This window comes from Pantoea pleuroti, from assembly GCF_014156615.1.
GTDB lineage: Bacteria > Pseudomonadota > Gammaproteobacteria > Enterobacterales > Enterobacteriaceae > Pantoea > Pantoea agglomerans.
Map to the genome: position 1 here is coordinate 269,609 of NZ_SBFD01000001.1, position 21,968 is coordinate 291,576.

Annotated in this window: 22 protein-coding genes, 1 pseudogene and 1 other annotated feature; of the genes and pseudogenes, 7 read left to right on the forward strand and 16 right to left on the reverse strand. The window is 54.6% G+C overall.

Features of this window, described 5'->3' with window-relative positions; translation table 11 throughout:
- Positions 1 to 94: 94 nt before the first annotated feature.
- Positions 95 to 280, reverse strand: coding sequence for a hypothetical protein (locus EPG66_RS01405; RefSeq protein ID WP_039386262.1), 186 nt, complete (start codon positions 278 to 280; stop codon positions 95 to 97).
- A 77-nt stretch (positions 281 to 357) separates the two neighbouring features.
- Positions 358 to 654 (reverse strand): YciI family protein, encoded by a 297-nt coding sequence (locus EPG66_RS01410; protein WP_010244407.1) that lies wholly within the window; start codon positions 652 to 654, stop codon positions 358 to 360.
- 197 nt (positions 655 to 851) lie between these two features.
- Between EPG66_RS01410 and tonB the strand changes: the two genes are divergently transcribed.
- Positions 852 to 1,607 (forward strand): TonB system transport protein TonB, encoded by a 756-nt coding sequence (gene tonB / locus EPG66_RS01415; RefSeq protein WP_182685775.1) that lies wholly within the window; start codon positions 852 to 854, stop codon positions 1,605 to 1,607.
- A 36-nt stretch (positions 1,608 to 1,643) separates the two neighbouring features.
- Here the strand turns inward: tonB and yciA are convergent, their stop codons facing one another.
- Genes yciA through EPG66_RS01435 form a run of 4 tightly spaced genes read right to left on the reverse strand, consistent with a single transcriptional unit; the run spans position 1,644 to position 3,894 of the window.
- Positions 1,644 to 2,066: an acyl-CoA thioester hydrolase YciA gene (gene yciA / locus EPG66_RS01420; protein WP_010244413.1), complete on the reverse strand. Its 423-nt coding sequence runs from the start codon at positions 2,064 to 2,066 to the stop codon at positions 1,644 to 1,646.
- A gap of 58 nt (positions 2,067 to 2,124) precedes the next feature.
- Complete coding sequence (locus tag EPG66_RS01425) at positions 2,125 to 2,664, reverse strand: septation protein A (RefSeq protein WP_010244416.1); 540 nt, start codon at positions 2,662 to 2,664, stop codon at positions 2,125 to 2,127.
- Between the two features lie 51 nt (positions 2,665 to 2,715).
- Complete coding sequence (locus EPG66_RS01430; protein WP_010244420.1) at positions 2,716 to 3,450, reverse strand: YciC family protein; 735 nt, start codon at positions 3,448 to 3,450, stop codon at positions 2,716 to 2,718.
- A gap of 27 nt (positions 3,451 to 3,477) precedes the next feature.
- Entirely contained in the window at positions 3,478 to 3,894 is a 417-nt protein-coding gene (locus EPG66_RS01435; RefSeq protein ID WP_115758647.1) for a YkgJ family cysteine cluster protein, read from the reverse strand.
- 250 nt (positions 3,895 to 4,144) lie between these two features.
- Between EPG66_RS01435 and ompW the strand changes: the two genes are divergently transcribed.
- Positions 4,145 to 4,780, forward strand: a complete 636-nt coding sequence (ompW, locus tag EPG66_RS01440; RefSeq protein WP_182685777.1) for an outer membrane protein OmpW — start codon at positions 4,145 to 4,147, stop codon at positions 4,778 to 4,780.
- Positions 4,781 to 4,836: 56 nt separating this feature from the next.
- Here the strand turns inward: ompW and EPG66_RS01445 are convergent, their stop codons facing one another.
- From EPG66_RS01445 to EPG66_RS01475, 6 genes and pseudogenes are all read right to left on the reverse strand, one after another.
- Entirely contained in the window at positions 4,837 to 5,151 is a 315-nt protein-coding gene (locus EPG66_RS01445) for a BON domain-containing protein (RefSeq protein ID WP_010244430.1), read from the reverse strand.
- A 149-nt stretch (positions 5,152 to 5,300) separates the two neighbouring features.
- The gene (gene trpA / locus EPG66_RS01450; RefSeq protein WP_031593124.1) at positions 5,301 to 6,104 is read right to left on the reverse strand and encodes a tryptophan synthase subunit alpha; all 804 of its coding nucleotides are present in this window, start codon (positions 6,102 to 6,104) and stop codon (positions 5,301 to 5,303) included.
- Entirely contained in the window at positions 6,104 to 7,294 is a 1,191-nt protein-coding gene (trpB, locus tag EPG66_RS01455; protein ID WP_010244436.1) for a tryptophan synthase subunit beta, read from the reverse strand. The genes trpA and trpB overlap by 1 nt, the downstream gene beginning before the upstream one ends.
- Before the next feature lie 46 nt (positions 7,295 to 7,340).
- On the reverse strand, positions 7,341 to 8,702 hold the full coding sequence (gene trpCF / locus EPG66_RS01460) for a bifunctional indole-3-glycerol-phosphate synthase TrpC/phosphoribosylanthranilate isomerase TrpF (protein WP_031593123.1): 1,362 nt from the start codon (positions 8,700 to 8,702) through the stop codon (positions 7,341 to 7,343).
- A 2-nt stretch (positions 8,703 to 8,704) separates the two neighbouring features.
- A pseudogene (gene trpD, locus EPG66_RS22930) lies at positions 8,705 to 10,299 on the reverse strand (bifunctional anthranilate synthase glutamate amidotransferase component TrpG/anthranilate phosphoribosyltransferase TrpD).
- Complete coding sequence (locus EPG66_RS01475; protein ID WP_031593120.1) at positions 10,299 to 11,864, reverse strand: anthranilate synthase component 1; 1,566 nt, start codon at positions 11,862 to 11,864, stop codon at positions 10,299 to 10,301. Before EPG66_RS01475 ends, trpD begins: the two are co-directional and overlap by 1 nt.
- Before the next feature lie 23 nt (positions 11,865 to 11,887).
- Positions 11,888 to 11,989, reverse strand: a sequence feature (Trp leader region).
- Between the two features lie 153 nt (positions 11,990 to 12,142).
- Between EPG66_RS01475 and rnm the strand changes: the two genes are divergently transcribed.
- On the forward strand, positions 12,143 to 13,027 hold the full coding sequence (rnm, locus tag EPG66_RS01480; protein ID WP_413466849.1) for an RNase RNM: 885 nt from the start codon (positions 12,143 to 12,145) through the stop codon (positions 13,025 to 13,027).
- A gap of 12 nt (positions 13,028 to 13,039) precedes the next feature.
- Positions 13,040 to 13,660, forward strand: a complete 621-nt coding sequence (locus tag EPG66_RS01485) for an L-threonylcarbamoyladenylate synthase (RefSeq protein WP_003853883.1) — start codon at positions 13,040 to 13,042, stop codon at positions 13,658 to 13,660.
- A gap of 10 nt (positions 13,661 to 13,670) precedes the next feature.
- On the opposite strand, the gene EPG66_RS01490 is transcribed toward EPG66_RS01485, so the two are convergent.
- Positions 13,671 to 14,318, reverse strand: a complete 648-nt coding sequence (locus EPG66_RS01490; protein WP_039386281.1) for a serine protease — start codon at positions 14,316 to 14,318, stop codon at positions 13,671 to 13,673.
- 780 nt (positions 14,319 to 15,098) lie between these two features.
- On the opposite strand from EPG66_RS01490, the gene rluB reads away from it, so the two are divergent.
- A complete protein-coding gene (rluB, locus tag EPG66_RS01495) occupies positions 15,099 to 15,989 on the forward strand; it encodes a 23S rRNA pseudouridine(2605) synthase RluB (protein ID WP_010670251.1) in 891 nt (296 codons plus the stop codon).
- A gap of 54 nt (positions 15,990 to 16,043) precedes the next feature.
- Here rluB and cobO read toward each other — a convergent pair whose 3' ends face one another.
- Together cobO and EPG66_RS01505 are read right to left on the reverse strand one after the other, a co-directional pair.
- Complete coding sequence (gene cobO, locus EPG66_RS01500) at positions 16,044 to 16,634, reverse strand: cob(I)yrinic acid a,c-diamide adenosyltransferase (protein WP_115758649.1); 591 nt, start codon at positions 16,632 to 16,634, stop codon at positions 16,044 to 16,046.
- Positions 16,634 to 17,395 carry a YciK family oxidoreductase gene (locus EPG66_RS01505; protein ID WP_039386366.1) on the reverse strand — a complete coding sequence of 254 codons (762 nt, stop codon included), beginning with the start codon at positions 17,393 to 17,395 and terminating at the stop codon, positions 16,634 to 16,636. The genes cobO and EPG66_RS01505 overlap by 1 nt, the downstream gene beginning before the upstream one ends.
- Before the next feature lie 173 nt (positions 17,396 to 17,568).
- On the opposite strand from EPG66_RS01505, the gene sohB reads away from it, so the two are divergent.
- Positions 17,569 to 18,615, forward strand: coding sequence for a protease SohB (sohB, locus tag EPG66_RS01510; RefSeq protein ID WP_069026344.1), 1,047 nt, complete (start codon positions 17,569 to 17,571; stop codon positions 18,613 to 18,615).
- A gap of 30 nt (positions 18,616 to 18,645) precedes the next feature.
- On the opposite strand, the gene EPG66_RS01515 is transcribed toward sohB, so the two are convergent.
- A complete protein-coding gene (locus tag EPG66_RS01515; protein ID WP_031591591.1) occupies positions 18,646 to 18,894 on the reverse strand; it encodes a YciN family protein in 249 nt (82 codons plus the stop codon).
- A gap of 371 nt (positions 18,895 to 19,265) precedes the next feature.
- On the opposite strand from EPG66_RS01515, the gene topA reads away from it, so the two are divergent.
- A complete protein-coding gene (gene topA, locus EPG66_RS01520) occupies positions 19,266 to 21,890 on the forward strand; it encodes a type I DNA topoisomerase (protein WP_031591590.1) in 2,625 nt (874 codons plus the stop codon).
- The last annotated feature ends 78 nt before the right edge of the window (positions 21,891 to 21,968 follow it).

Consider the following 21,968-nt stretch of genomic DNA (forward strand, 5'->3'; position numbering starts at 1 on the left):
TCGCTGCGTTTATTCGCGAGGCAAATATTCAGACCGGCCGGTCGCTGCGACAGAGCGTTATGTGCTGCTCTGTCGCAATGAAATCTCAGGCTGATTAACCAGCGAGACGTTGTGTCGTCATCACCAGCGTCACGTTCACCAGCTGCAGTGCCGCCGCCAGCACGATTAGCATGACAATCCACTGCTTTTTATTACGCCAGCCCTGAGTTCGCCAGAGATAAACCGCGCTGCCGATCAGTAAAGCGATAATGGCCAGTAGCCCCAGAATGATTATCTGCATCTTTTCTCTCTTAAACGATCAAAATAAAAATGGCTTCTGTGCCAGGCACAGAAGCCATTTTCACTGCTGACTCACGATCAGAAGACGCGTTTAAACGGTTTAACCGAAACCTGCTTATAGACGCCCGCCGCGAAGTAGGGGTCATCCTGTGCCCAGGATTGTGCTTCTTCTAATGACGGGAATTCAGCAATCACGGTTGAGCCGGTAAAGCCCGCTACACCAGGATCGTTGCTGTCGACAGCAGGCATCGGGCCTGCAATGATCAGGCGTCCCTCTTCCTGCAGCAGTTTGAGCCGTGCCAGATGGGCAGGGCGCACGGCATTACGTTTTTCCAGTGAATCTGCAGTATCTTCTGCATAAATGACGTAAAGCACTAAGGAACTCCCATTAACCAGAATTTCGCAACACGTTAAGTGATTGCCCATCAGAGTGCAAACGAAACCTCAGCGTGGTTAATGGCTCAGCATAAAGGGCTAAAAAGCGCTTTTCTTCAGGCCGGATGGCGGGAGTTATTGAAACTGATTGCTATTTGCATTTAAAATCGCTGCTTCATTCAATCACTGCGACTGTTATGACCACGCTGACTATGCCATTACCTAAACGCACGCCTGTCTCCATGTTGTTGTCTGTTGCTTTGCATGGGGCCGTGATAGCCGGAATTCTGTATGCTTCATTCCAGCAGGTGATTGAGGTGCCCAAAGCGTCGCAGCCTATCAGCGTTACCATGGTCGCCCCTGAAGTCCAGCCTGAGCCTGCACCGGCCATCGTGGAGCCGCCTGCGCCACAGCCCGAGCCTCAGCCAGAACCTGAACCGGTGCCGGAACCTCAGCCCGTGCCCGAACCGCCGAAAGCGGAGCCGGTGCCGATTCCCAAACCTGAGCCTAAGCCAAAGCCCAGACCGAAACCAGAGCACAAGCGGGAGCAGCCTAAACGCGAGGTGAAGCCGCGTCAGGAGAGCAAACCGCAGGCCGACCCGTTTAAGCAGGAAGCCCCGGCGACGCAGAACAAACCGACCACGGCGCCAAAATCTACGCCGTCACCCACCTCATCGGCCTCAACCGGCCCAAAAGCACTAAACGTCAGTAAGCCTGGCTATCCACAACGCGCATTTGCACTGCGTGTAGAGGGGCGGGTACGGGTGAAGTTTGATGTTGATAGTGAGGGACGGGTGGATAACATCCAGATCCTCTCTGCTGAGCCGCGCAATATGTTTGAGCGTGAAGTTAAGCAGGCGATGAAAAAGTGGCGCTATCAGAGCGGACGGCCAGGGCAGGGTCTGACCATGAATATCGTGTTTAAGATTAATGGTGGGGCCAGCATAGAATAATGCGTCAGGTCAGGCTGAAACAGCCTGACCTGTTTTTCATTCGCCGGGTTGCTGGTTAGCGCGACCGGCTGGCAGAGGACGGGAATTACCCTCATTGTCGACCGCCACATAAATAAACACCGCTTCCGTCGCAATGTAAGTTTGTCCAATCGGCTCAGACGACACTTTTTTGATCCACACTTCAACATTGATCGTCATGGAGCTGTTGCCGGTACGGAGACAGCTCGCATGGCAGCTCACCACATCGCCCACCGCGACGGGCTTCATAAATGACATGCCGTCAACGCGAACCGTCACCACGCGTCCTTCAGCGATCTCTTTCGCCAGGATAGCGCCACCCATATCCATCTGTGACATCAGCCAGCCACCAAAAATATCGCCGTTGGCGTTGGTGTCTGCTGGCATGGCGAGCGTACGCAGCACCATTTCGCCTTTCGGCAATGTATGTTTTTCGCCCATTGCTTCCACTTCTATGCAGGTGAATGCTAAAAAAATGCCCGGCGGACCGGGCAGATGATTATTTTTGTTCCTGCTGCGGCATCTGTCGCCAGATGTAAAGCCCGCTGAGCAGGGTAAACAGTAAGGTCAGACCGGAAAGACCGAACACTTTAAAGTTAACCCAAAACGCCTGAGATAACCAAAAGGCGACATAGATGTTTACCAGGCCGCAGATGAAGAAGAACAGCGCCCAGGCAACGTTGAGCCGACGCCAGACCGCATCGGGCAGTTGTAACTCTTTGCCCAGCATGCGCTGAATCAGCGTCTGCTCCATAAACCACTGGCTGTAGAGCAGGGCGGCGGCAAACAGGCTGTAGATAACCGTAACTTTCCACTTAATGAACTCATCGTTGTGGAACACCAGCGTCAGGGTGCCAAAGACCGCCACCAGCACAAAGGTGAAAATTGTCATCTTTTCCAGCTTGCGATAGAGCACCCAGCTGACAACCAGCGCCAGACCGGTCGCGACAATCAGTGCGCCCGAGGCGACAAAAATGTCATACAGCTTGTAGAAGATGAAAAAGACCACCAGGGGAAGAAAGTCGAGTAGCTGCTTCATAGTTTTTCCATTCAGAGTTGACTGCAAATGTGCCCGAAGGCACATCGTCAATCAACGTAACAGCATATAGAGCCGATAAAGATAGATAATCAACATCGCCGAAACCACATTGCCTGCCGCGGTGAAAATCACCGACGAGACATTCAGCGGTAAAACCGTCAGCGAAGAGAAGAACAGCATCACCACTACTTTGGCCAGCAGCCAGAGCAGAATAGCGGGGGCAATCAGCTTCACATTCTTCCACGCCATCCGCATGCTGGCCCTCATGGCGGCAAAAACACCCATCTTCTCACTGGCCACCATCACCGGAGCCAGCGACAGCAGAATCGTCAGCAGAATGCCTGGCACCACCAGCACCATAAAGCCCAGTTGCGCCACCAGCGTCATCAGGAAGGTGAGCAGCAGCAGCTTTGGCAGCAGCGGCGCTGAAGCACCAATCGCCCGCAACGCACTGACACGCTGGCCGGAAGAGACCATTGGGATCAGATAGAGCATTCCGCCGAGCAGCAGCGTGTTCCCCATCAGCGCAGCGAAGGTGCTGGCCGCCGAGGCGCGCAGCAGCACCTGCTGCTGTTCCGGTGACATATTCTGCACCATCTCAAACAGCGAACCGGCGCTATCGTCACCCTGTTGCAGGAGGGCCATCTGATCGGCACCCGGCGTCAGCACATGCACCAGCATGACGGTGATAAAAGCGGCCAGCAGCGACATCAACAGCACCGTAGCCAGTTGATGGCGCGCGAAATTTCCTGTGTCACGGTATAACGAGCTTGCCGTGATAGACATGTACACTCCTTTGAGGAACCGGGTTAATTAACCCGGCGATTGTACATGTTCTGGCAGCTCGCGGGCACCCGCTGCGGCATAACTTTCTGTCATGACAGGTAAAGATGGAGAAAAAAGGGCGGGAAGGCCATACCGGGCGCGGGCGCGATCGCAGGCTTCATTGTGGATACCAGCTTCGCCCGACATCGAAAATTCCCGACAGGGCGTCGGACGTTGTTCGTAAACTCCGCACGAGACACAGCCGCCAATCTCGCCCTCAAGGGCAACGCAGCGCGGCGCGCGATCGTTCGTTCCACGCATATTGCGCATTAACAGGCTGAGCGGTTCGGTTAATGCGGTCGGCACCGGGCCGCCTGCATCATCGGCTTCGGCCCAGTAAAATGAGACGCGGAAATGGGCGCAGCAGGCGCCACAGCTGACACAAGGGTTAGTTATTTCACTCATTTGATCACCCGCCCCTCCCAGGGCATCGAACCAAAATCACCAGAGAAGATAAGCAAAATAGGCCCGGCGAAATTATTCAGCAAGGGGAATTTTGCTGCGCCAGCCTGAGCCGAAATTGATCTAAATCAATTCATTGTTTTTTAAGTAATTTATCTGAAAGGTACAGAGTGCAATTTTCTGTAAATCACGTTAAATATTTGCCAGCAAAAAAGCGATGACGTTCGCGACATTAACATTAAGCAAAGGAGTGATGATGAAACTGGCAAAATGCGCGATGCTGCTGGCTCTGGCTTTACCCCAGCTGGCAATGGCCCACGAAGCAGGCGACTTCTTTATGCGTGCCGGCAGTGCCACCGTCCGGCCCACCGAAGGTTCCGATAATGTGTTAGGGATGGGCGAGTTCAGCGCATCCAACGATACGCAGCTGGGCCTGACCTTTACTTACATGGCAACGGACAACATTGGTGTCGAATTACTGGCCGCCACACCGTTCCGTCACAAAGTGGGCCTGGGCCCGACCGGAACACTGGCAACGGTACGCCAGTTACCGCCTACGCTGATGGTGCAGTACTACTTTTTTGACAGCAAGAGCAAAGCGCGTCCTTACGTTGGCGTGGGTATCAACTACACCACCTTTTACGATGCCGATTTCAATCAAACGGGCCGCGATGCGGGCCTGACCGATCTCAGCGTGAAGGATTCCTGGGGTGTAGCGGGTCAGGTCGGTCTGGATTATCAGATTAACCGTGACTGGATGCTGAACGCGTCGGTGTGGTACATGGATATTGATACTGAAGTGAAGTTTAAAGCGGGTGGCGAGCAGCAGAATATCAATATGCGCATCGATCCCTGGGTCTTCTTCTTCGGTGCGGGTTACCGTTTCTGATGATGAAGATGATAAAAAGGCCGCTGAATCAGCGGCCTTTTTTGTCTGTTAAGACATTATTTGATCTGCATATTGTTTACCACGGACTTCACGCCCGCCACGCTGCGCGTAACCTGAACGGCACGATTAGCCATCTGTGGTGATGAAACAAAACCGCTCAGCTGAACTTTACCTTTAAAGGTTTCTACGTTGATTTCAGTTGATTTCAGTGAGTCATCTTTCAGCAGTTCACCTTTAACTTTTGTGGTCACCACGGTGTCATCAATATAGCCACCGGTTCCCTCTTTGGTTGCGGTTGGCGCACAGGCGCTCAGTGTCAGCGCAACCACGCCCGCCAGTACAGCACCTGTCAGCAGTTTAACGAATTTCATTGCTTTCTCTCCCTGTCACAAAATGGATGCGACGTTACCGTAACGGCGCATTGTCATTGTGGTGCAGATTTTGCAAAAAGGGCAAATGGGGGAATGAAAAAAAAGGAAACAAATCATGCCTTATCGCGCGATAAGGCATGCTGGCAGGATTAACGGCTGGCGGCTTTAAGGCGGCTGACAAAGTTCTTCAGCTCGCTCAGCATCACCTCAGGCTCTGAATGATGTTTTTCGATGATTCTGACAATCGCAGAGCCGGAGATCGCGCCCGCAGCGCCCGCAGCGATCGCTTCCTTCACCTGTTCAGGCTCAGAGATACCAAAGCCCTGCAGCGGCGGGGCTGCATGGTATTCACGCAGCTTGTCGATCAGATGCTGCAACGGCAGGCTGGCGCGGTTTTCAGCACCGGTAACGCCCGCGCGCGACAGCAGGTAGGTGTAACCCCGTCCGTGCGAAGCGATCTCACGCAGCAGCTCATCGCTGGCGTTGGGCGGACAGATGAAGATGGGTGCCACGCCATGACGCAGCGCGGCCTGACGGAAGGGCGCGGACTCTTCAACGGGCACATCTGCCACCAGCACCGAATCCACACCCGCCTCTGCACAACGGGCATAGAACTCATCCACACCGTTGGTGAAGACCAGATTGGCGTACATCAGCAATCCAATCGGCAGATCCGGATACTTACGGCGGATAGCGGCCAGCATTTCAAAGCATTGGCTGGTGTTGGTGCCCGCCGCAAAGGCGCGTAACGTCGCATTCTGGATGGTCGGGCCATCTGCAAGGGGATCGGAGAAGGGAATACCCAGCTCCAGTGCATCCGCGCCCCCTTCAACCAGGGCGTCAATCACGCGCAGTGAAAGCTCCGGTGACGGGTCGCCCAGCGTAACAAAAGGAACGAAAGCCCCTTCGTTATTCGCTGACAGACGCGTAAACAGTTGATTGTAACGTTCCATCAGATTTCTCCCTGCGCTGTCAAAATGTCATGAACGGTGAAAATATCTTTGTCGCCGCGGCCAGAGAGGTTGACCACAATCAACTGCTCTTTTTCCGGCTCAGCCTGAATCATCTTCATGGCGTGCGCCAGGGCGTGGGATGACTCCAGCGCCGGAATAATACCTTCATCGCGACAGAGCTGTTTAAAGGCGGCCAGCGCTTCGTTATCGGTGATGGAGACATATTCCGCACGACCGATGCTGTTCAGGTGCGCATGCTGCGGGCCTACCGACGGGAAGTCGAGACCGGCAGAGATCGAGTAAGACTCCTCAATCTGGCCATCATGGGTCTGCATCATCGGCGATTTCATACCGAAGTAGATGCCGACGCGACCGTGCTTGAGCGGCGCGCCATGCTCGCCGGTCTCAATGCCGTGGCCCGCAGGCTCTACGCCGATCAGCTTCACGCTGGTCTCATCGATAAAGTCGGCAAACATGCCGATGGCATTGGAGCCGCCGCCCACACAGGCGAGGATCGCATCGGGCAGGCGACCTTCTCTTTCCAGAATCTGCTTTTTAGTCTCTTCGCCAATCATGCGCTGGAACTCACGCACAATCGTCGGGAAGGGATGCGGACCCGCCGCGGTGCCGAGCATATAGTGTGATGTCTCGTAGCTGCCAGACCAGTCGCGCAGCGCTTCGTTACAGGCATCTTTCAGCGTGGCGGAGCCGCTGTGCACCGGGATCACTTCTGCGCCCATCAGACGCATACGGAAGACGTTGGGTGACTGACGCTCCACATCTTTTGCGCCCATATAGATGCGGCATTTCATGCCCAGCAGCGCACAGGCCAGCGCTGAAGCTACGCCGTGCTGACCCGCACCGGTTTCGGCAATGATTTCGTTTTTGCCCATGCGTTTGGCTAACAACGCCTGACCCAGCACCTGGTTGGTCTTGTGCGCGCCACCGTGCAGCAGATCTTCACGCTTAAGATAGAGGCGGGTTTTGGTGCCTTTAGTCAGGTTTTTGCAAAGCGTCAGGGCGGTAGGGCGACCCGCATAGTTCTTCAGCAGGTCGGTAAACTCGGCCTGAAACTCAGGATCTTTCTGGGCGTCGACAAACGCCTGTTCCAGCTGGCGCAGGGCTGGCATCAGGATTTGCGGAACATACATTCCGCCAAATTCGCCAAAGTAGGGATTAAGTAACGTCATTTTTTATCTTCCTTTCTCGGGCCCGCCGTTGAGCAGGCCAGGCAAATCAGTAGGCTCGCAGTGTCTGAAACACAGCGGCAATTTTACGGGCATCTTTGATGCCAGGCGCGCTTTCCACGCCAGAGTTGAAGTCCAGTCCGGCACAGCCGAGCTGCGCGGCTTCAACACAGTTATCCGCGCTCAGGCCACCGGCCAGCAGTACATTGTTGAGCGTCTGTCCCTGCAACAGTGACCAGTCGAAACGCTGTCCGGTTCCACCGTCGCCATTATCAAACACATAACGGTCAACATGAGGCCAGTCGCGCGCCGGTAAGGTGCCTTCAATGCGCAGCGCCTTCCAGATTTGAATCTCTGCTGGCAGAGCCGCGCGCAGTTCAGCCACAAACTCCGGCGTCTCGTTGCCATGCAACTGCACTGCAGCGAGTGAAAGCGCACCGGTTTGCGTGACAACGTCACTTACAGCGGCATTGCGGAACACGCCGACGTAGCGCAGCGGCGCCGCAGCGATCACGGTCTGCGCCGTGGCGGTGTCAATCTGGCGCGGAGAACCTTCCGCGAAGATCAGACCGCCATAGATTGCCCCGGCTTCATAGGCGGCGCGCGCATCTTCGGCACGGGTCAGGCCGCACACTTTATTGCTGCCCAGCGTGACCCGACGCACTGCTGCGGTCAGGTCGGCCTCTTCCATCAGTGCAGAACCAATCAGGAAGCCGTTGGCAAAGTGGCTCAGCTCGCGAATATCGGCATAGCTGTTAATGCCTGATTCGCTGATTACCGTGACGCCGTGCGACAGGCGCGGTGCCAGCTGACGGGTGCGGTTAAGATCGATAGAGAGGTCACGCAGATCGCGGTTGTTGATACCCACGACTTTGGCCTGCAGCGCGATAGCCCGCTCCAGTTCCTCTTCATTACTCACTTCAGTCAGAATGCCCATCTTCAGGCTGTGCGCCACAGCGGCCAGCTGACGATACTGCTCATCATCCAGCACTGACAGCATCAGCAGAATCGCATCAGCCTGGTAGTAACGTGCCAGATAGATCTGATAAGGGTCGATGATAAAATCTTTGCACAGCACCGGCTGGGTGATGGCCGCGCTGACAATCGGCAGAAAGGCGAAGTCGCCCTGAAAATATTTCTCATCGGTCAGCACAGACACCGCGGAAGCGTAATGGCGGTAGACCCCGGCAATGGCGGCTGGATCGAAATCCTCGCGAATAATGCCTTTCGAGGGAGAGGCCTTTTTACACTCCAGGATAAACGCGGTTCTTGCACCCTGCAGCGCGTCGTAGAAATGACGGCTGGCGGGTTCAATGCTGTTCTGAAAGGTAGAGAGAGGCTGCTGCTGCTGACGGGCTTCAACCCAAATCGCTTTGTCCTGAACAATTTTTTCTAACACGGTGCCTTTCATGATTATCCTCTTGCTGCCAGTGCGACAACACGCTCATAAGCCTGTCCGCTGCGGATGGCGTTAAGCGCCTGCTGTGCGTTTTCACGCAGATCTTCCTGACCGAATACTTTAAGCAACATCGCCACGTTGACGGCGACGGCCTCCTCATGGGCCTGCTGGCCATTACCCTGGAGTAAAGAGGTCAGAATGTCACGATTTTCTTCCGGCGTGCCGCCCGCCAGCGCCTCTTTGGGATGGAAGCCAAAACCAAAGTCCTCTGGCGAGAGCTGATAGCGCGTAATTTCACCTTCACGCAGTTCGGCCACATGGGTTACATCGTGCAGCGCCACTTCATCCATACCGCCACCGTGAACCACCGCCGCGCGCTGATAACCCAGCACTTTCAGCGTCTGGGCAATCGGCATTACCAGTTCCGGGCTGTAGACGCCAATCACTGCCAGTGGCGGGCGTGCCGGGTTGATCAGCGGGCCCAGCACGTTAAACAGCGTACGGGTCTTAAGCTGCTGGCGGACCGGCATCGCGTGGCGAAATCCGGTGTGATACTGCGGCGCAAACAGGAAGCAGACATTCAGATCGTCCAGCGCCTGGCGTGCCCGGTCAGCGGGCATATCGAGATTGATGCCAAAGGCAGCCAGCAGGTCAGAAGATCCCGATTTGCTGGAGACGCTGCGGTTGCCGTGCTTCGCCACTTTCAGACCGCAGGTCGCGGCGACAAAGGCGCTGGCAGTCGAGATATTAATGCTGTTACTGCCATCGCCGCCGGTGCCCACAATGTCGGCAAACGCATAATCAGGGCGGGGAAAAGGTTTGGCATCTTCCAGCAGCGCGGTGGCGGCTCCGGCGATCTCTTCCGGCGTTTCACCGCGCACTTTCATGGCGATCAGCGCGGCAGCGAGCTGCGTTGGCTCCAGCTGTCCGGTAATGATGGCGCTGAACAGCTGATGACTCTCAGCCTGATTCAGCGTCTGCGCCTGGTAAAGTTTTTCCAGTGTCTGTTGCATATTTATTCTCCCTGTTACTTCGCCAGCGCCCAGGCCAGCGTCTGCTCAAGCAGGCGCGCGCCCTGAGAAGTCAAAATCGATTCAGGATGGAACTGAAATCCGCATACGCGATCGGTTTCATGGCGAACGGCCATCACCATCCCGTTGTAACTGGCGTTCACCGTCAGCTCATCCGGCGTGTTGCTGCCCACCAGCGAGTGGTAGCGCGCCACCGGCAGCGGATTGCTCAGACCGGCAAACATCGCCTCGCCGTCATGGTCGATTGAAGAGGCTTTGCCATGCAGGATCTCGCCTGCCTGGCCCACATGGCCGCCATAAGCTTCGACAATCGCCTGGTGACCCAGACAGATGCCGATAATTGGCAGACGACCACGCAGCACCCGCAGCAGCTCCGGCATACAGCCAGCATCTTTTGGCGCGCCGGGACCAGGAGAGAGCATCAGCACCGGGTTCTCCATCCGCTGCAGCTGTTCAATTAACAGTTCGGCAGGCAGGTTGTTGCGATAGATCACCACGTTGTGACCAAAGGTGCGCAGCTGATCAACCAGGTTATAGGTAAAAGAGTCGATGTTATCGAGCAGCAGAATATCGGCCATCAGAAGATCTCCTTGCAGTGATGGGCAGTCGCGATAGCGCGCAGTACGGCGCGCGCTTTGTTGCGGCTTTCATCAGCTTCAGCCTGCGGATTAGAATCCAGCACCACACCTGCGCCCGCCTGAACGGTGGCGACGCCATCTTCTACATAGGCGGAGCGGATAACGATACAGGTATCGAGATCGCCCTGGGCGGTGAAGTAGCCCACCGCGCCGCCGTAGCTGCCGCGACGGGTGCGTTCAGCCCCGGCAATCAACTGCATGGCGCGAACTTTTGGTGCACCGCTCAGCGTGCCCATGTTCATACAGGCACGATACGCGTGCAGCACATCGAGGTCCGCGCGCAGCGTGCCCACCACGCGGGAAACCAGATGCATCACAAATGAGTAGCGGTCAACTTTGGTCAGGTCAGCCACGTAACGGCTACCGGGCACGCAGATTCGCGCCAGATCGTTACGCGCCAGATCCACCAGCATCAGATGTTCAGCCAGCTCTTTATGGTCGGTACGCATCTCCAGCTCAATGCGGCTGTCGAGATCGCGGTCCAGTGAGCCATCAGCATGGCGGCCACGCGGGCGGGTACCGGCAATCGGGTAGATCTCAATCTGACGGGAGGTGGCGTCATACTTCAGCGAACTCTCCGGCGACGCGCCAAACAGAGAGAAATCCTGATCCTGCATGAAAAACATGTAGGGGCTGGGATTGCTGTTTTTCAGTGTCTCATAAGCAGCCAGCGGCGACGGGCACGGCAACGAGAAGCGGCGTGACGGTACGACCTGGAAAATTTCGCCGATGCGAACTGCCTGCTGCAGGGTGCGTACTACGTCGCAATACTCTTCATCACTCTGGCTGGTGGTCAGCGTCATCTGTTCAACCGGCTGGACCGGCAGAGCCGGTGCCGGCTGCAGCATCTGGCCGTGCAACTGCTCGATGCGGCGCTGCAGGCGCTGGAACTCGCTGGTGGACGGGCAGAACAGGCTGGCCTGCAGACGCGCACTGCGGGTCTGGTGATCGATCACCAGTAAGGTCTCTGCCAGGTAAAAACAGTAGTCGGGGCAGCGTTGCTGATTATCCAGCTCCGGCAGGGTTTCAAAACCGGCAACCAGATCATAAGCAAACAGGCCACCCAGCAGCACGGCTTCGCGTTCATCGGCAGGAGAGTTGACCAGTTGTGGAATCAGACGCAGTGCATCAAACACCGACAGTGCCTTGAGGCGGGAATCTTCATCCTGCTGATGGTCGGTGCTCTGGGGGAAAGTCAGCTCGCGTCCATCGGGACGAACCTGATTGCTGACCGACGCAGGCAGGGCCTCATCCAGCAGCAGCAGCAGGGCGCGGCCATTTTCTGACAACGCCTGAACGGTGACATTATTGCCCATTGCGCTGACGCGCAGCGCGCTGTCGACAATCAGCAGGCTTTTTAAGTTGCGCTTGCTGTCGATGTCAGCGGATTCAAGCAGCAGGGTTGCCGGACGTGCGCCGCACAGCTGGTGAAACACTGCGGCCGGATCTTCGCGGTAGGGTGCGGTGCCGGTAATCAACTTCACTGTAGGTTTCGCATTTGGCATGATGATTTCTCTAAATTTCGCTCAAAAAAAAGCCCGCTCGGTGGCGGGCTCAGGTATTAGCACAGCGTTTACGCAAAGTGTGCACGACCCTGTCGCCCGTTTTCGGGAACATCGCGCCAACCGTTTAAATGCGTGATTACAACAGCCATGATTGAATACCCGTTACGTGTGAACTTGTGTACTAGTTAACGGGTTCAGGGCGGAAATGTCAATACACTTTTTCACTGACCGTGAAAATCGTTATCATGCTGGCCGGTTTAGTTTTTGCAGGAGTTCTCTTGAGCGATATCGCCCGTTTCCCGGTTTATGATTTACACAGCCACACGCGTGCCTCCGACGGCTTACTGACGTCAGCAGCCCTGGTGCAGCGAGCGGTTGAGATGCGCGTCGGCGTACTGGCGATCACCGATCACGACAGCGTTGCAGGGGTAGATGAAGCGCAGCAAACGGCAATCGATCACGATTTACCGATAAAAGTGCTGGCGGGCGCAGAAATCTCCACCCTGTGGGAAAACCATGAGATTCATATCGTGGGACTCAACATTGATATCCGCCATCCGGCGATGGTGGCGTTTCTGGCCGGACAACATGCCTGTCGGCAGGCACGTGCAGAAGAGATTGGTGAGCGACTGGCGAAGGCACGTATCCCGGATGCGCTGGCGGGAGCCACGCGACTGGCTGATGGCGGCATCATTACCCGCGGTCACTTTGCCCGCTTCCTGATTGAACAGGGTAAAGCAGAGAATATGGTGCAGGTGTTCAAAAATTATCTGGCGCGTGGCAAAACCGGTTACGTGCCGCCACAATGGTGTACAATTAAACAAGCTATTGATGCGATTCATCATTCTGGTGGCTGCGCTGTGCTGGCGCATCCTGGCCGTTACGGTTTATCGGCAAAGTGGCTCAAGCGGCTGGTCGCCCATTTCCGCGAAGCGGGCGGCGATGCGATGGAAGTTGCGCAGTGCCAGCAGCCACCCAATGAGCGCACGACGCTGGCGCAATACGCCAGAGATAATGAACTGGCCGCATCACAAGGTTCTGATTTTCATCAACCCTGTCCGTGGATTGAACTGGGCCGCAAACTCTGGCTGCCCGCGGCGGTTGAGCCGGTCTGGGAACGCTTCCCTGATCTGGCTCCCGGCCTGGCAATCACGGAAAGGTGACACGAGGTTTCTATGAGTCAATTGTTTCATATTCATCCGGACAACCCGCAGCCTCGCCTGATTAATCAGGCGGTAGACTACCTGAACAAAGGCAGCGTCATTGTTTATCCAACCGATTCCGGCTATGCGCTGGGCTGTCGGCTGGAAGAGAAGGGGGCGATGGAGCGTATCTGTCGTATCCGTCAGCTCGACGGGCACCACAACTTTACCCTGATGTGCCGCGATCTCTCTGAGCTGTCGGTCTACTCGCAGGTGGGCAACTCAGCGTTTCGCCTGCTGAAAAACAACACGCCAGGCAACTACACCTTTATCCTCAAGGCGACCAAAGAGGTGCCGCGCCGCCTGATGAATGAAAAACGTAAGACCATTGGTCTGCGCGTGCCCTCTAATCCCGTGGCGCTGGCGCTGCTGGAAGCACTGAATCAGCCGATGATGTCGACCTCATTAATCCTGCCGGGCAACGATTTCACCGAGTCCGATCCGGAAGAGATCCAGCACAGCATCGGCAAGCTGGTCGATCTGATTATCGACGGCGGTACGCTAGGCCAGCAGCCGACCACGGTGGTCGATCTGACCACCGATGCGCCGGAAATTGTGCGTGAAGGGGTAGGCGATACCCGCCCGTTCCTGTAAGCCCTCAGGCTCAGGCACCGCGTGTCGGTGTCTGGGCCAGATTCGACTCTAACCAGCTTTTGAACTGGCCGTAAGGGATATAAAGTGACACATCTTTCAGGATCACTTTGTTATTACGCCCATTTTTAATTGAGTCAGAATAGCCAACAATCACGCCGCCCAGCGTATCATCACGGTTATAAACGCCGCCGCCCGACATTCCCTGAACAACGCCTGCATTGGAGGCCATGGCTATACAGGGACTTTTATTCCAGTTATTCCGAATTGCCGTGCGGGCTAAATTAACTCCCGTCGATTCAACCGGCATCGCCGAAATAAAGCTATAGCCATACATTTTAACCGGATCGCCGATGTCGCTGTTGCGGAACTTAGTCAGCGTGCTGGCGTCATTCTTGTGATAAATAATCGCAAGGTCGCAATAAGGGTGATAAGACTTGACGCGCTGCACGGCAGTTTTGGCGACGTGCGCAGCCGTCAGGCTATATTCAGGCGTCAGAGGAATGCTGGTGCCCAGTGTGCCGAGACCGAGGATCGTCGGAATGCCAGTCACGCTCATATCTACGTGCTGCATCGCCGTACGACTGTACTCAGTGTGGCCCACAGAACACCCGCTCAGCACCAGTGCAGCAAGCACCGGGCACAGCAACAGGTTTTTCATGATGGGTTTCTTTATTCAGGCATGTCGGGAAATCCCTGGTGAAGATTTTTGACATGCAAGCAAGGTTCATCACTGAACCGTATTAACGCAACAACTCCGGATGCGCCGGTTTATTGGATTAATGTAAAAAGACTATTTTTATAAACGAATAACAAAAGCCGGACTTCATTGTTGCAGGACCCCTCTATCGTGAGTCCTGCTTTTTATTGTGCTACAGGAATAAATTATATCAGCTTAATAGTGTCGTACAATTTATTAAAGCTAATAAGAATCAAATGTTATGAAAAATAAGGTTTTAAATAAATCTGCCTTAAGAATAATCTGACATTTTTATATTTACCGACCATTTGTGATGGATAAAATCAACCTGGCAGTTGTTTATTCTGATTTTAATGTTTTATGAAGAAGATTAAAAGCAAGAGTGAATCTATAGAAGTGTAAGATAGTGTTATGGTTTTCATCACCAGAACATCATTTTGATGCCTCCTGAGTGGTAAGAAAATTTAATTGTCATCAGCTATAAAGTTTTCAATAGATGCATTTTATTAATCAAAGGTCTTGTCAGATGATCGCACATTATTCAGAAGCGTATTAAGGATTAATAGAGTTAAAACTATTTGAGGCCAACTCTTCTTTATTGGCTATTAACCCACTCATAAAGCGCGTTACTTCAGGGGGAAATGTCTGTATAATGGGGCCGAATTAATAGGTTAACCTGTTGATTCAGAAAGAATTATCACCCTACCGTGACGCCTGGGAAGGCGACAAAGAGGAAGCTCAATGAGCGAAAAGTTACAGAAAGTCTTAGCGCGTGCCGGTCATGGCTCGCGTCGTGAAATCGAATCGATGATTGCCGCTGGCCGTGTCAGCGTCGACGGCAAGATCGCCACCCTGGGCGACCGCGTCGAAAGCAGCAAATCTCTGAAAATCCGTATTGATGGTCATCTGGTCTCGATTGCTGAATCAGCAACCGAAGTTTGCCGCGTGCTGGCTTACTACAAACCAGAAGGTGAACTCTGTACCCGCAGCGATCCTGAAGGGCGCCCAACGGTATTTGACCGCCTGCCTCGTCTGCGCGGTTCACGCTGGATTGCCGTTGGCCGTCTGGATGTGAATACCTGTGGCCTGATGCTCTTCACCACTGACGGTGAACTGGCGAACCGCCTGATGCATCCGAGCCGTGAAGTGGAACGTGAATATGCGGTGCGCGTCTTTGGTCAGGTCGACGATGATAAAATTCGTCAGCTGAGCAAGGGCGTTCAGCTGGAAGATGGCCCGGCTGCCTTTAAAACCCTGAAATTTGGCGGTGGAGAAGGGATCAACCAGTGGTACAACGTGACCCTGACCGAAGGACGTAACCGTGAAGTGCGTCGTTTATGGGAAGCGGTCGGTGTGCAGGTCAGTCGTCTGATGCGTGTTCGCTACGGCGATATCACCTTACCAAAAGGCCTGCCACGCGGTGGCTGGACCGAACTGGATCTGCCTGCGGTTAACTACCTGCGTAACCTGGTGGAAATGGATGATGAAACGGTCACCAAACTGGTGGTCGAAAAAGATCGTCGTCGCACCAAAGCGAACCAGATTCGTCGTGCCGTGAAACGTCACAGTAAAGTGAGCAGCACCCCACGTGCACCACGCCGCAATCCGGGCAGCAAACGTAACTCCGGCTAAGCACGTTGCCCGATCGCTAAAAACGCAGCCCCAGGGCTGCGTTTTCTTTTTCTGTTACCAGTCAATTCCCTGTTGAGCCTGTATCCCGGCATCAAAAGCGTGCTTAACCGGCCGCATCTCAGTCACCGTATCCGCCATCTCAGTCAGGCTGCGATGACAGCCACGTCCGGTAATGATGACGCTCTGATGCGCCGGGCGCTGTTGCAGGGCCACTATCAGCTCTTCCAGTGGCAGATAATCCATGCTGACCATATAAGTGATTTCGTCGAGCACCACCAGATCCAGCTGCTCATCGGCCAGCATCCGTTTTGCATGTTGCCACACCGCCATACAGGCGGCGGTATCCGTTTCGCGATTCTGCGTATCCCAGGTAAAGCCGGTTGCCATCACCTGAAATTCAACACCGTGCTGTTCCAGCAGGTTGCGCTCGCCATTCGGCCAGTCACCTTTAATAAACTGGATAGCCGCCGCGCGTTTGCCATGACCGGTGGCGCGGAGTGCCGTGCCAAAGGCCGCAGTGGTTTTGCCTTTGCCATTGCCGGTAAAGACCATCAGGATGCCACGAACCTCCGTGGCTGCAGCAATACGCGCGTCAACCTGTTCTTTTAATCGCTGCTGACGCTGTTGATGACGATCGTCAGCCATTATTCAGCGGCTCCCGGTTTTCTGCCTGGCTGGGCATCAAAGCTGATCCCGGTTTTGCGACGGCTGTCATCACCCATCAGATAAAGGTAGAGCGGCATCAAATCGGCAGGGGTTTTCAGCTTATTGGCATCTTCCTGCGGGAACGCGCTGGCACGCATTTTGGTTCGCGTCCCGCCTGGATTAATACAGTTCACCCGCAGCGACTGGTTCTTATACTCATCAGCCAGTACCTGCATCATGCCTTCGGTAGCAAATTTAGAGACGGCGTAAGCCCCCCAGCCCGCGCGACCGGTGCGGCCCACGCTGGAGGTGGTAAACACCAGTGAACCGGCATCCGATTTTAACAGCAGCGGCAACAGCGCCTGCGTCAGGAAGAAGGTGGCGTCCAGGTTGATGTTCATCACCTGCTGCCAGACCTGTGGGTCAAGTTCAGCCAGCGGCACAATCTCACCGAGGATACCGGCGTTATGCAGCACGCCGTCAAGACGCGGGAACTGCTGTGCCAGCTGTTCTGCCAACTGCTGGCAACGTTCTGGTGTCGCTTCGGCCAGATCGAACACCACAGTGTGAGCAGGGCAGAGATTGAGTTGATTGATCGCCTGTTCGACCTGCTGAAGCTTCTCAGGGTTACGGCCCATCAGGATCACTTCTGCGCCATAGCGGGCATAAGTCAGCGCCGCTTCCCGGCCAATGCCATCTGAAGCGCCAGTGACCAGGATAATGCGATGATTGAGCAGGTCGCTTTTCGGTTGATAATGCACAGCGGGGTCCTCCAGCGAAAACAGCATGATTCCGCTTTATGCCTGAATTTACGAATGGGCGCAATCGCCAACCCACGCATTCTGTGCCAGCTGCTGGCATTTCAGGCGACGAAGCGGGGCAAAACGGCTAAACTGGCGAACTGTTTTTGATTCTCTGTTTACTAAGGCGACCTATGGATTTTATTTCAACGTATGGACTGTTTTTAGCGAAAGTGGTGACACTGGTGGTTGCCGTCGCTGTGATTGTCATGATTGTGATGAATGCCGCGTTACGCAAACGGGCACAAAACGGTCAGCTTCGGCTGACTCATCTGGATGATGATTATCAACAGATGAAAGAGGATTTGCAGCTGGCAAAAATGAAGCCTCAGGCACAAAAAGTCTGGCTGAAAAATCATAAGAAAAGTGAAAAACTGAAAGCCAAAGCGGAAAAGCAGGCGGCGAAGCAGGGGCAGGCAGACAGTGCGAAGCCCACGCTCTATGTGCTCGATTTCAAAGGCAGCATGGACGCCCATGAGGTGACCTCACTGCGCGAAGAGATTTCAGCCGTGCTGGCCGTGAAGCAGCCTGGCGATGAAGTGCTGCTGCGTCTTGAAAGCCCGGGCGGCGTGGTTCATGGCTATGGCCTGGCAGCCTCGCAGCTGCAGCGTCTGCGCGATCAGGGTCTGCGCATCACGGCGGCCGTGGATAAAGTGGCAGCCAGCGGCGGTTACATGATGGCCTGCGTGGCCGATCGCATTGTGGCGGCACCTTTCTCGATTATTGGCTCCATCGGCGTGGTTGCGCAGATCCCCAATTTCAACCGCCTGCTGAAACGGAACGATATTGATATTGAGCTGCATACCGCCGGACAGTACAAGCGCACGCTGACGCTGTTTGGTGAAAACACCGAAGAGGGACGTGAGAAGTTCCAGGAAGATCTCGACGAAACGCACCTGCTGTTCAAGCAGTTTGTCCACCAGATGCGCCCGTCACTCGACATCGATCAGGTGGCAACCGGTGAACACTGGTATGGCCGCCAGGCGCTGGACCTCGGCCTGATTGACGAAATCGGCACCAGCGATGATCTGATCATCCGTCAGATGGATAAGTTCAGCGTGCTCGGCGTGCATTATGCCCGCCGCCGTAAGGTGATGGATCGCTTTACGCAGAGCGCCGGCTCGGTGGCAGAGCGCCTGCTGCTGAAACTCTGGCAGCGCGGCGAAAAGCCACTGCTCTGATGATGCGAAACCCGGCCTGCGCCGGGTTTTTTATTCCAGGTGGTAGAGCGGCGACAGCACCACGGCAAGGTGTTTGAACACGTTAAACACCGCCGTGGTTTTTGCCGTCGGCAGTCCATCGGCATCAAGAAAAAACGGTCCGCGAAATACCAGCACATCTCCCTGCTGAATCACCTCATCCGCCTGCATTCCCGCTAAATAATCATCATGTTCTTTGATCAGTGCATTGGCCTTTTCCAGCAACGCCTGGCGGGAAATAGCCTGAGTTGAACTCTGCATTTATTCACTCCTGTTTGACAGCACTCTAATCCTTTCTATATTACTGGCGAGTCACGCGGTGTGACAAATCGGCGTAATCGATGAAAACCTGGCGTAAGTCCGGGCTGAGTGCTAATTAAGTTGCGTAACAGATTTTATCAGGTAGAGTGTGGGCGATTCCGATTTCAGGGATTTTGCACCAGGATGTGCGATGAGTTCAGATAGAAAAAGCACTCTTTATCATGCAGTTGCATAACGCCACATCATCTGATCTGAGATTGACCCCTCCGCCTTGAAATGTTAAACAGGCGCAGCAATATTGAACCCATTGGGTTTTTGGGCATCCAATCCTCTCCCGTTAAGCAGGATGTTTTCATTAGGTAAAGGTAAATATGGGTAAAGCACTCGTTATTGTTGAGTCCCCGGCAAAGGCTAAAACAATCAATAAATACCTGGGTAGTGATTACGTGGTTAAATCCAGCGTTGGTCATATCCGGGATCTGCCGACCAGTGGTTCAACCGCGAAGAAAAGTGCTGACGCCTCGACAGATAAAAAAGTCAAAGACGCTTCGACTGACAAGAAAGTCAAAAAAGTTAAAAAAGATGAGAAGGCCGCACTCGTCAGCCGCATGGGTGTTGACCCCTATCACGGCTGGGAAGCGGACTATCAGATTCTGCCCGGCAAAGAGAAAGTGGTTGCCGAACTGAAGGCGTTAGCCGCCAATGCTGACCACATCTATCTCGCAACCGACCTTGACCGCGAAGGGGAAGCCATTGCCTGGCACCTGCGGGAAGTGATTGGTGGTGATGACTCGCGCTTCAGCCGGGTCGTGTTTAACGAAATAACCAAGAATGCGATTCGTCAGGCGTTTGAAAAGCCGGGCGAACTGAATATTGATCGGGTGAATGCTCAGCAGGCGCGTCGCTTTATGGACCGCGTGGTGGGCTACATGGTCTCGCCACTGCTGTGGAAAAAGATCGCCCGTGGTCTCTCTGCCGGACGTGTGCAATCCGTTGCCGTTCGTCTGGTGGTGGAACGTGAACGTGAGATTAAAGCTTTTGTTCCCGAAGAATACTGGGAAGTTAATGCCGCGCTGACCACGCCGAAAGGTGATGAGCTGTCGATGGACGTGACGCACAAAGGGGATAAAGCCTTCCGTCCGGTCAACCGCGAAGAAACGTATGCTGCCGTCGCGCTGCTGGAAAAAGCGCGCTATGAGATCGTGGATCGTGAAGATAAGCCGACCAGCAGCAAGCCGGGCGCGCCTTATATCACCTCGACACTGCAGCAGGCTGCCAGCACCCGTCTCGGCTTTGGCGTTAAGAAGACCATGATGATGGCCCAGCGGCTGTATGAAGCGGGCCACATTACTTATATGCGTACCGATTCGACCAACCTGAGTCAGGATGCGGTCGCCATGGCGCGTGGTTATATCGAAAGCAATTTCGGTAAAAAGTATCTGCCTGAAAACGCCATAACTTACGCCAGCAAAGAGAACTCCCAGGAAGCGCACGAAGCGATTCGTCCTTCTGATGTGGAAGTGGTGGCGGAAAAGCTGAAAGATATGGAAGCGGATGCGCAGAAACTCTATCAGCTGATCTGGCGTCAGTTTGTTGCCTGTCAGATGACACCAGCGAAATATGACTCCAGCACCATTACTGCCGCCGCCGGTGATTTCCGGCTCAAAGCGAAAGGCCGTATTCTGCGTTTCGACGGCTGGACCAAAGTGATGCCTGCGCTGCGTAAGAATGATGAAGATCGTACGCTGCCTGCGGTAAGCGTGGGCGATGTTCTGGACCTGCAACAACTGCTGCCCGGTCAGCACTTCACTAAACCACCGGCGCGCTTCAGCGAAGCGTCACTGGTGCGTGAGCTGGAGAAGCGCGGAATTGGTCGTCCATCTACCTACGCCGCCATTACCTCGACGATTCAGGATCGTGGCTACGTACGGGTTGAAAACCGCCGTTTTTATGCGGAAAAAATGGGTGAAATCGTCACCGATCGTCTGGAAGAGAACTTCCGCGAACTGATGAATTATGATTTTACCGCCCGCATGGAGAGCAACCTTGACCAGGTTGCCAATAACCAGGCGCAATGGAAAGCGGTACTCGACCACTTCTTCACCGATTTTACCCAGCAGCTTGAACTGGCTGAGAAAGATCCTGAAGAGGGCGGCATGCAGCCGAACCAGATGGTGCTGACCTCGATTGACTGTCCGACCTGTAGCCGTCCGATGGGGATTCGAACTGCCAGTACCGGCGTCTTCCTGGGCTGTTCCGGCTATGCGCTGCCGCCTAAAGAGCGCTGCAAACAGACCATCAACCTGATCCCGGAAAATGAAGTTCTCAATATTCTGGAAGGGGATGATGCTGAAACCAACGCCCTGCGTGCCCGTCGTCGCTGCCAGAAGTGTGGCACGGCCATGGACAGCTACCTGATCGATAACGAACGTAAGCTGCATGTCTGTGGTAATAACCCGGAGTGTGATGGTTACGAGATTGAGAAGGGCGAATTCCGCATCAAAGGCTATGACGGCCCGGTGGTGGAGTGCGAGAAGTGTGGTTCGGAGATGCACCTGAAGATGGGACGCTTTGGTAAGTACATGGCGTGTACCAATGAAGAGTGCAAAAACACCCGCAAGATCCTGCGCAGTGGTGAAGTTGCACCGCCGAAAGAGGATCCGGTTCCGCTGCCAGAGCTGGCGTGTGAGAAGTCAGATGCTTACTTCGTGTTGCGTGACGGTGCGGCGGGCGTTTTCCTCGCGGCCAACACCTTCCCGAAATCACGCGAGACGCGTGCGCCGCTGGTGGAAGAGCTTCAGCGCTTCAAAGATCGTCTGCCTGAGAAGCTGAAATATCTGGCCGACGCGCCAGCAGCCGATCCGGAAGGCAACAAAACGCTGGTGCGGTTCAGCCGCAAGACCAAACAGCAGTATGTCTCCTCAGAAAAAGAGGGCAAGGCAACCGGCTGGTCCGCCTTCTATATAGATGGCAAATGGCAGGAAGCGAAAAAGTAATCCCTGAAGGCCAGCGCTCGCTGGCCTTTTTCTGAGCCTTATATCAATCCGTTCTACTCTCTCACTTAAACTGATATA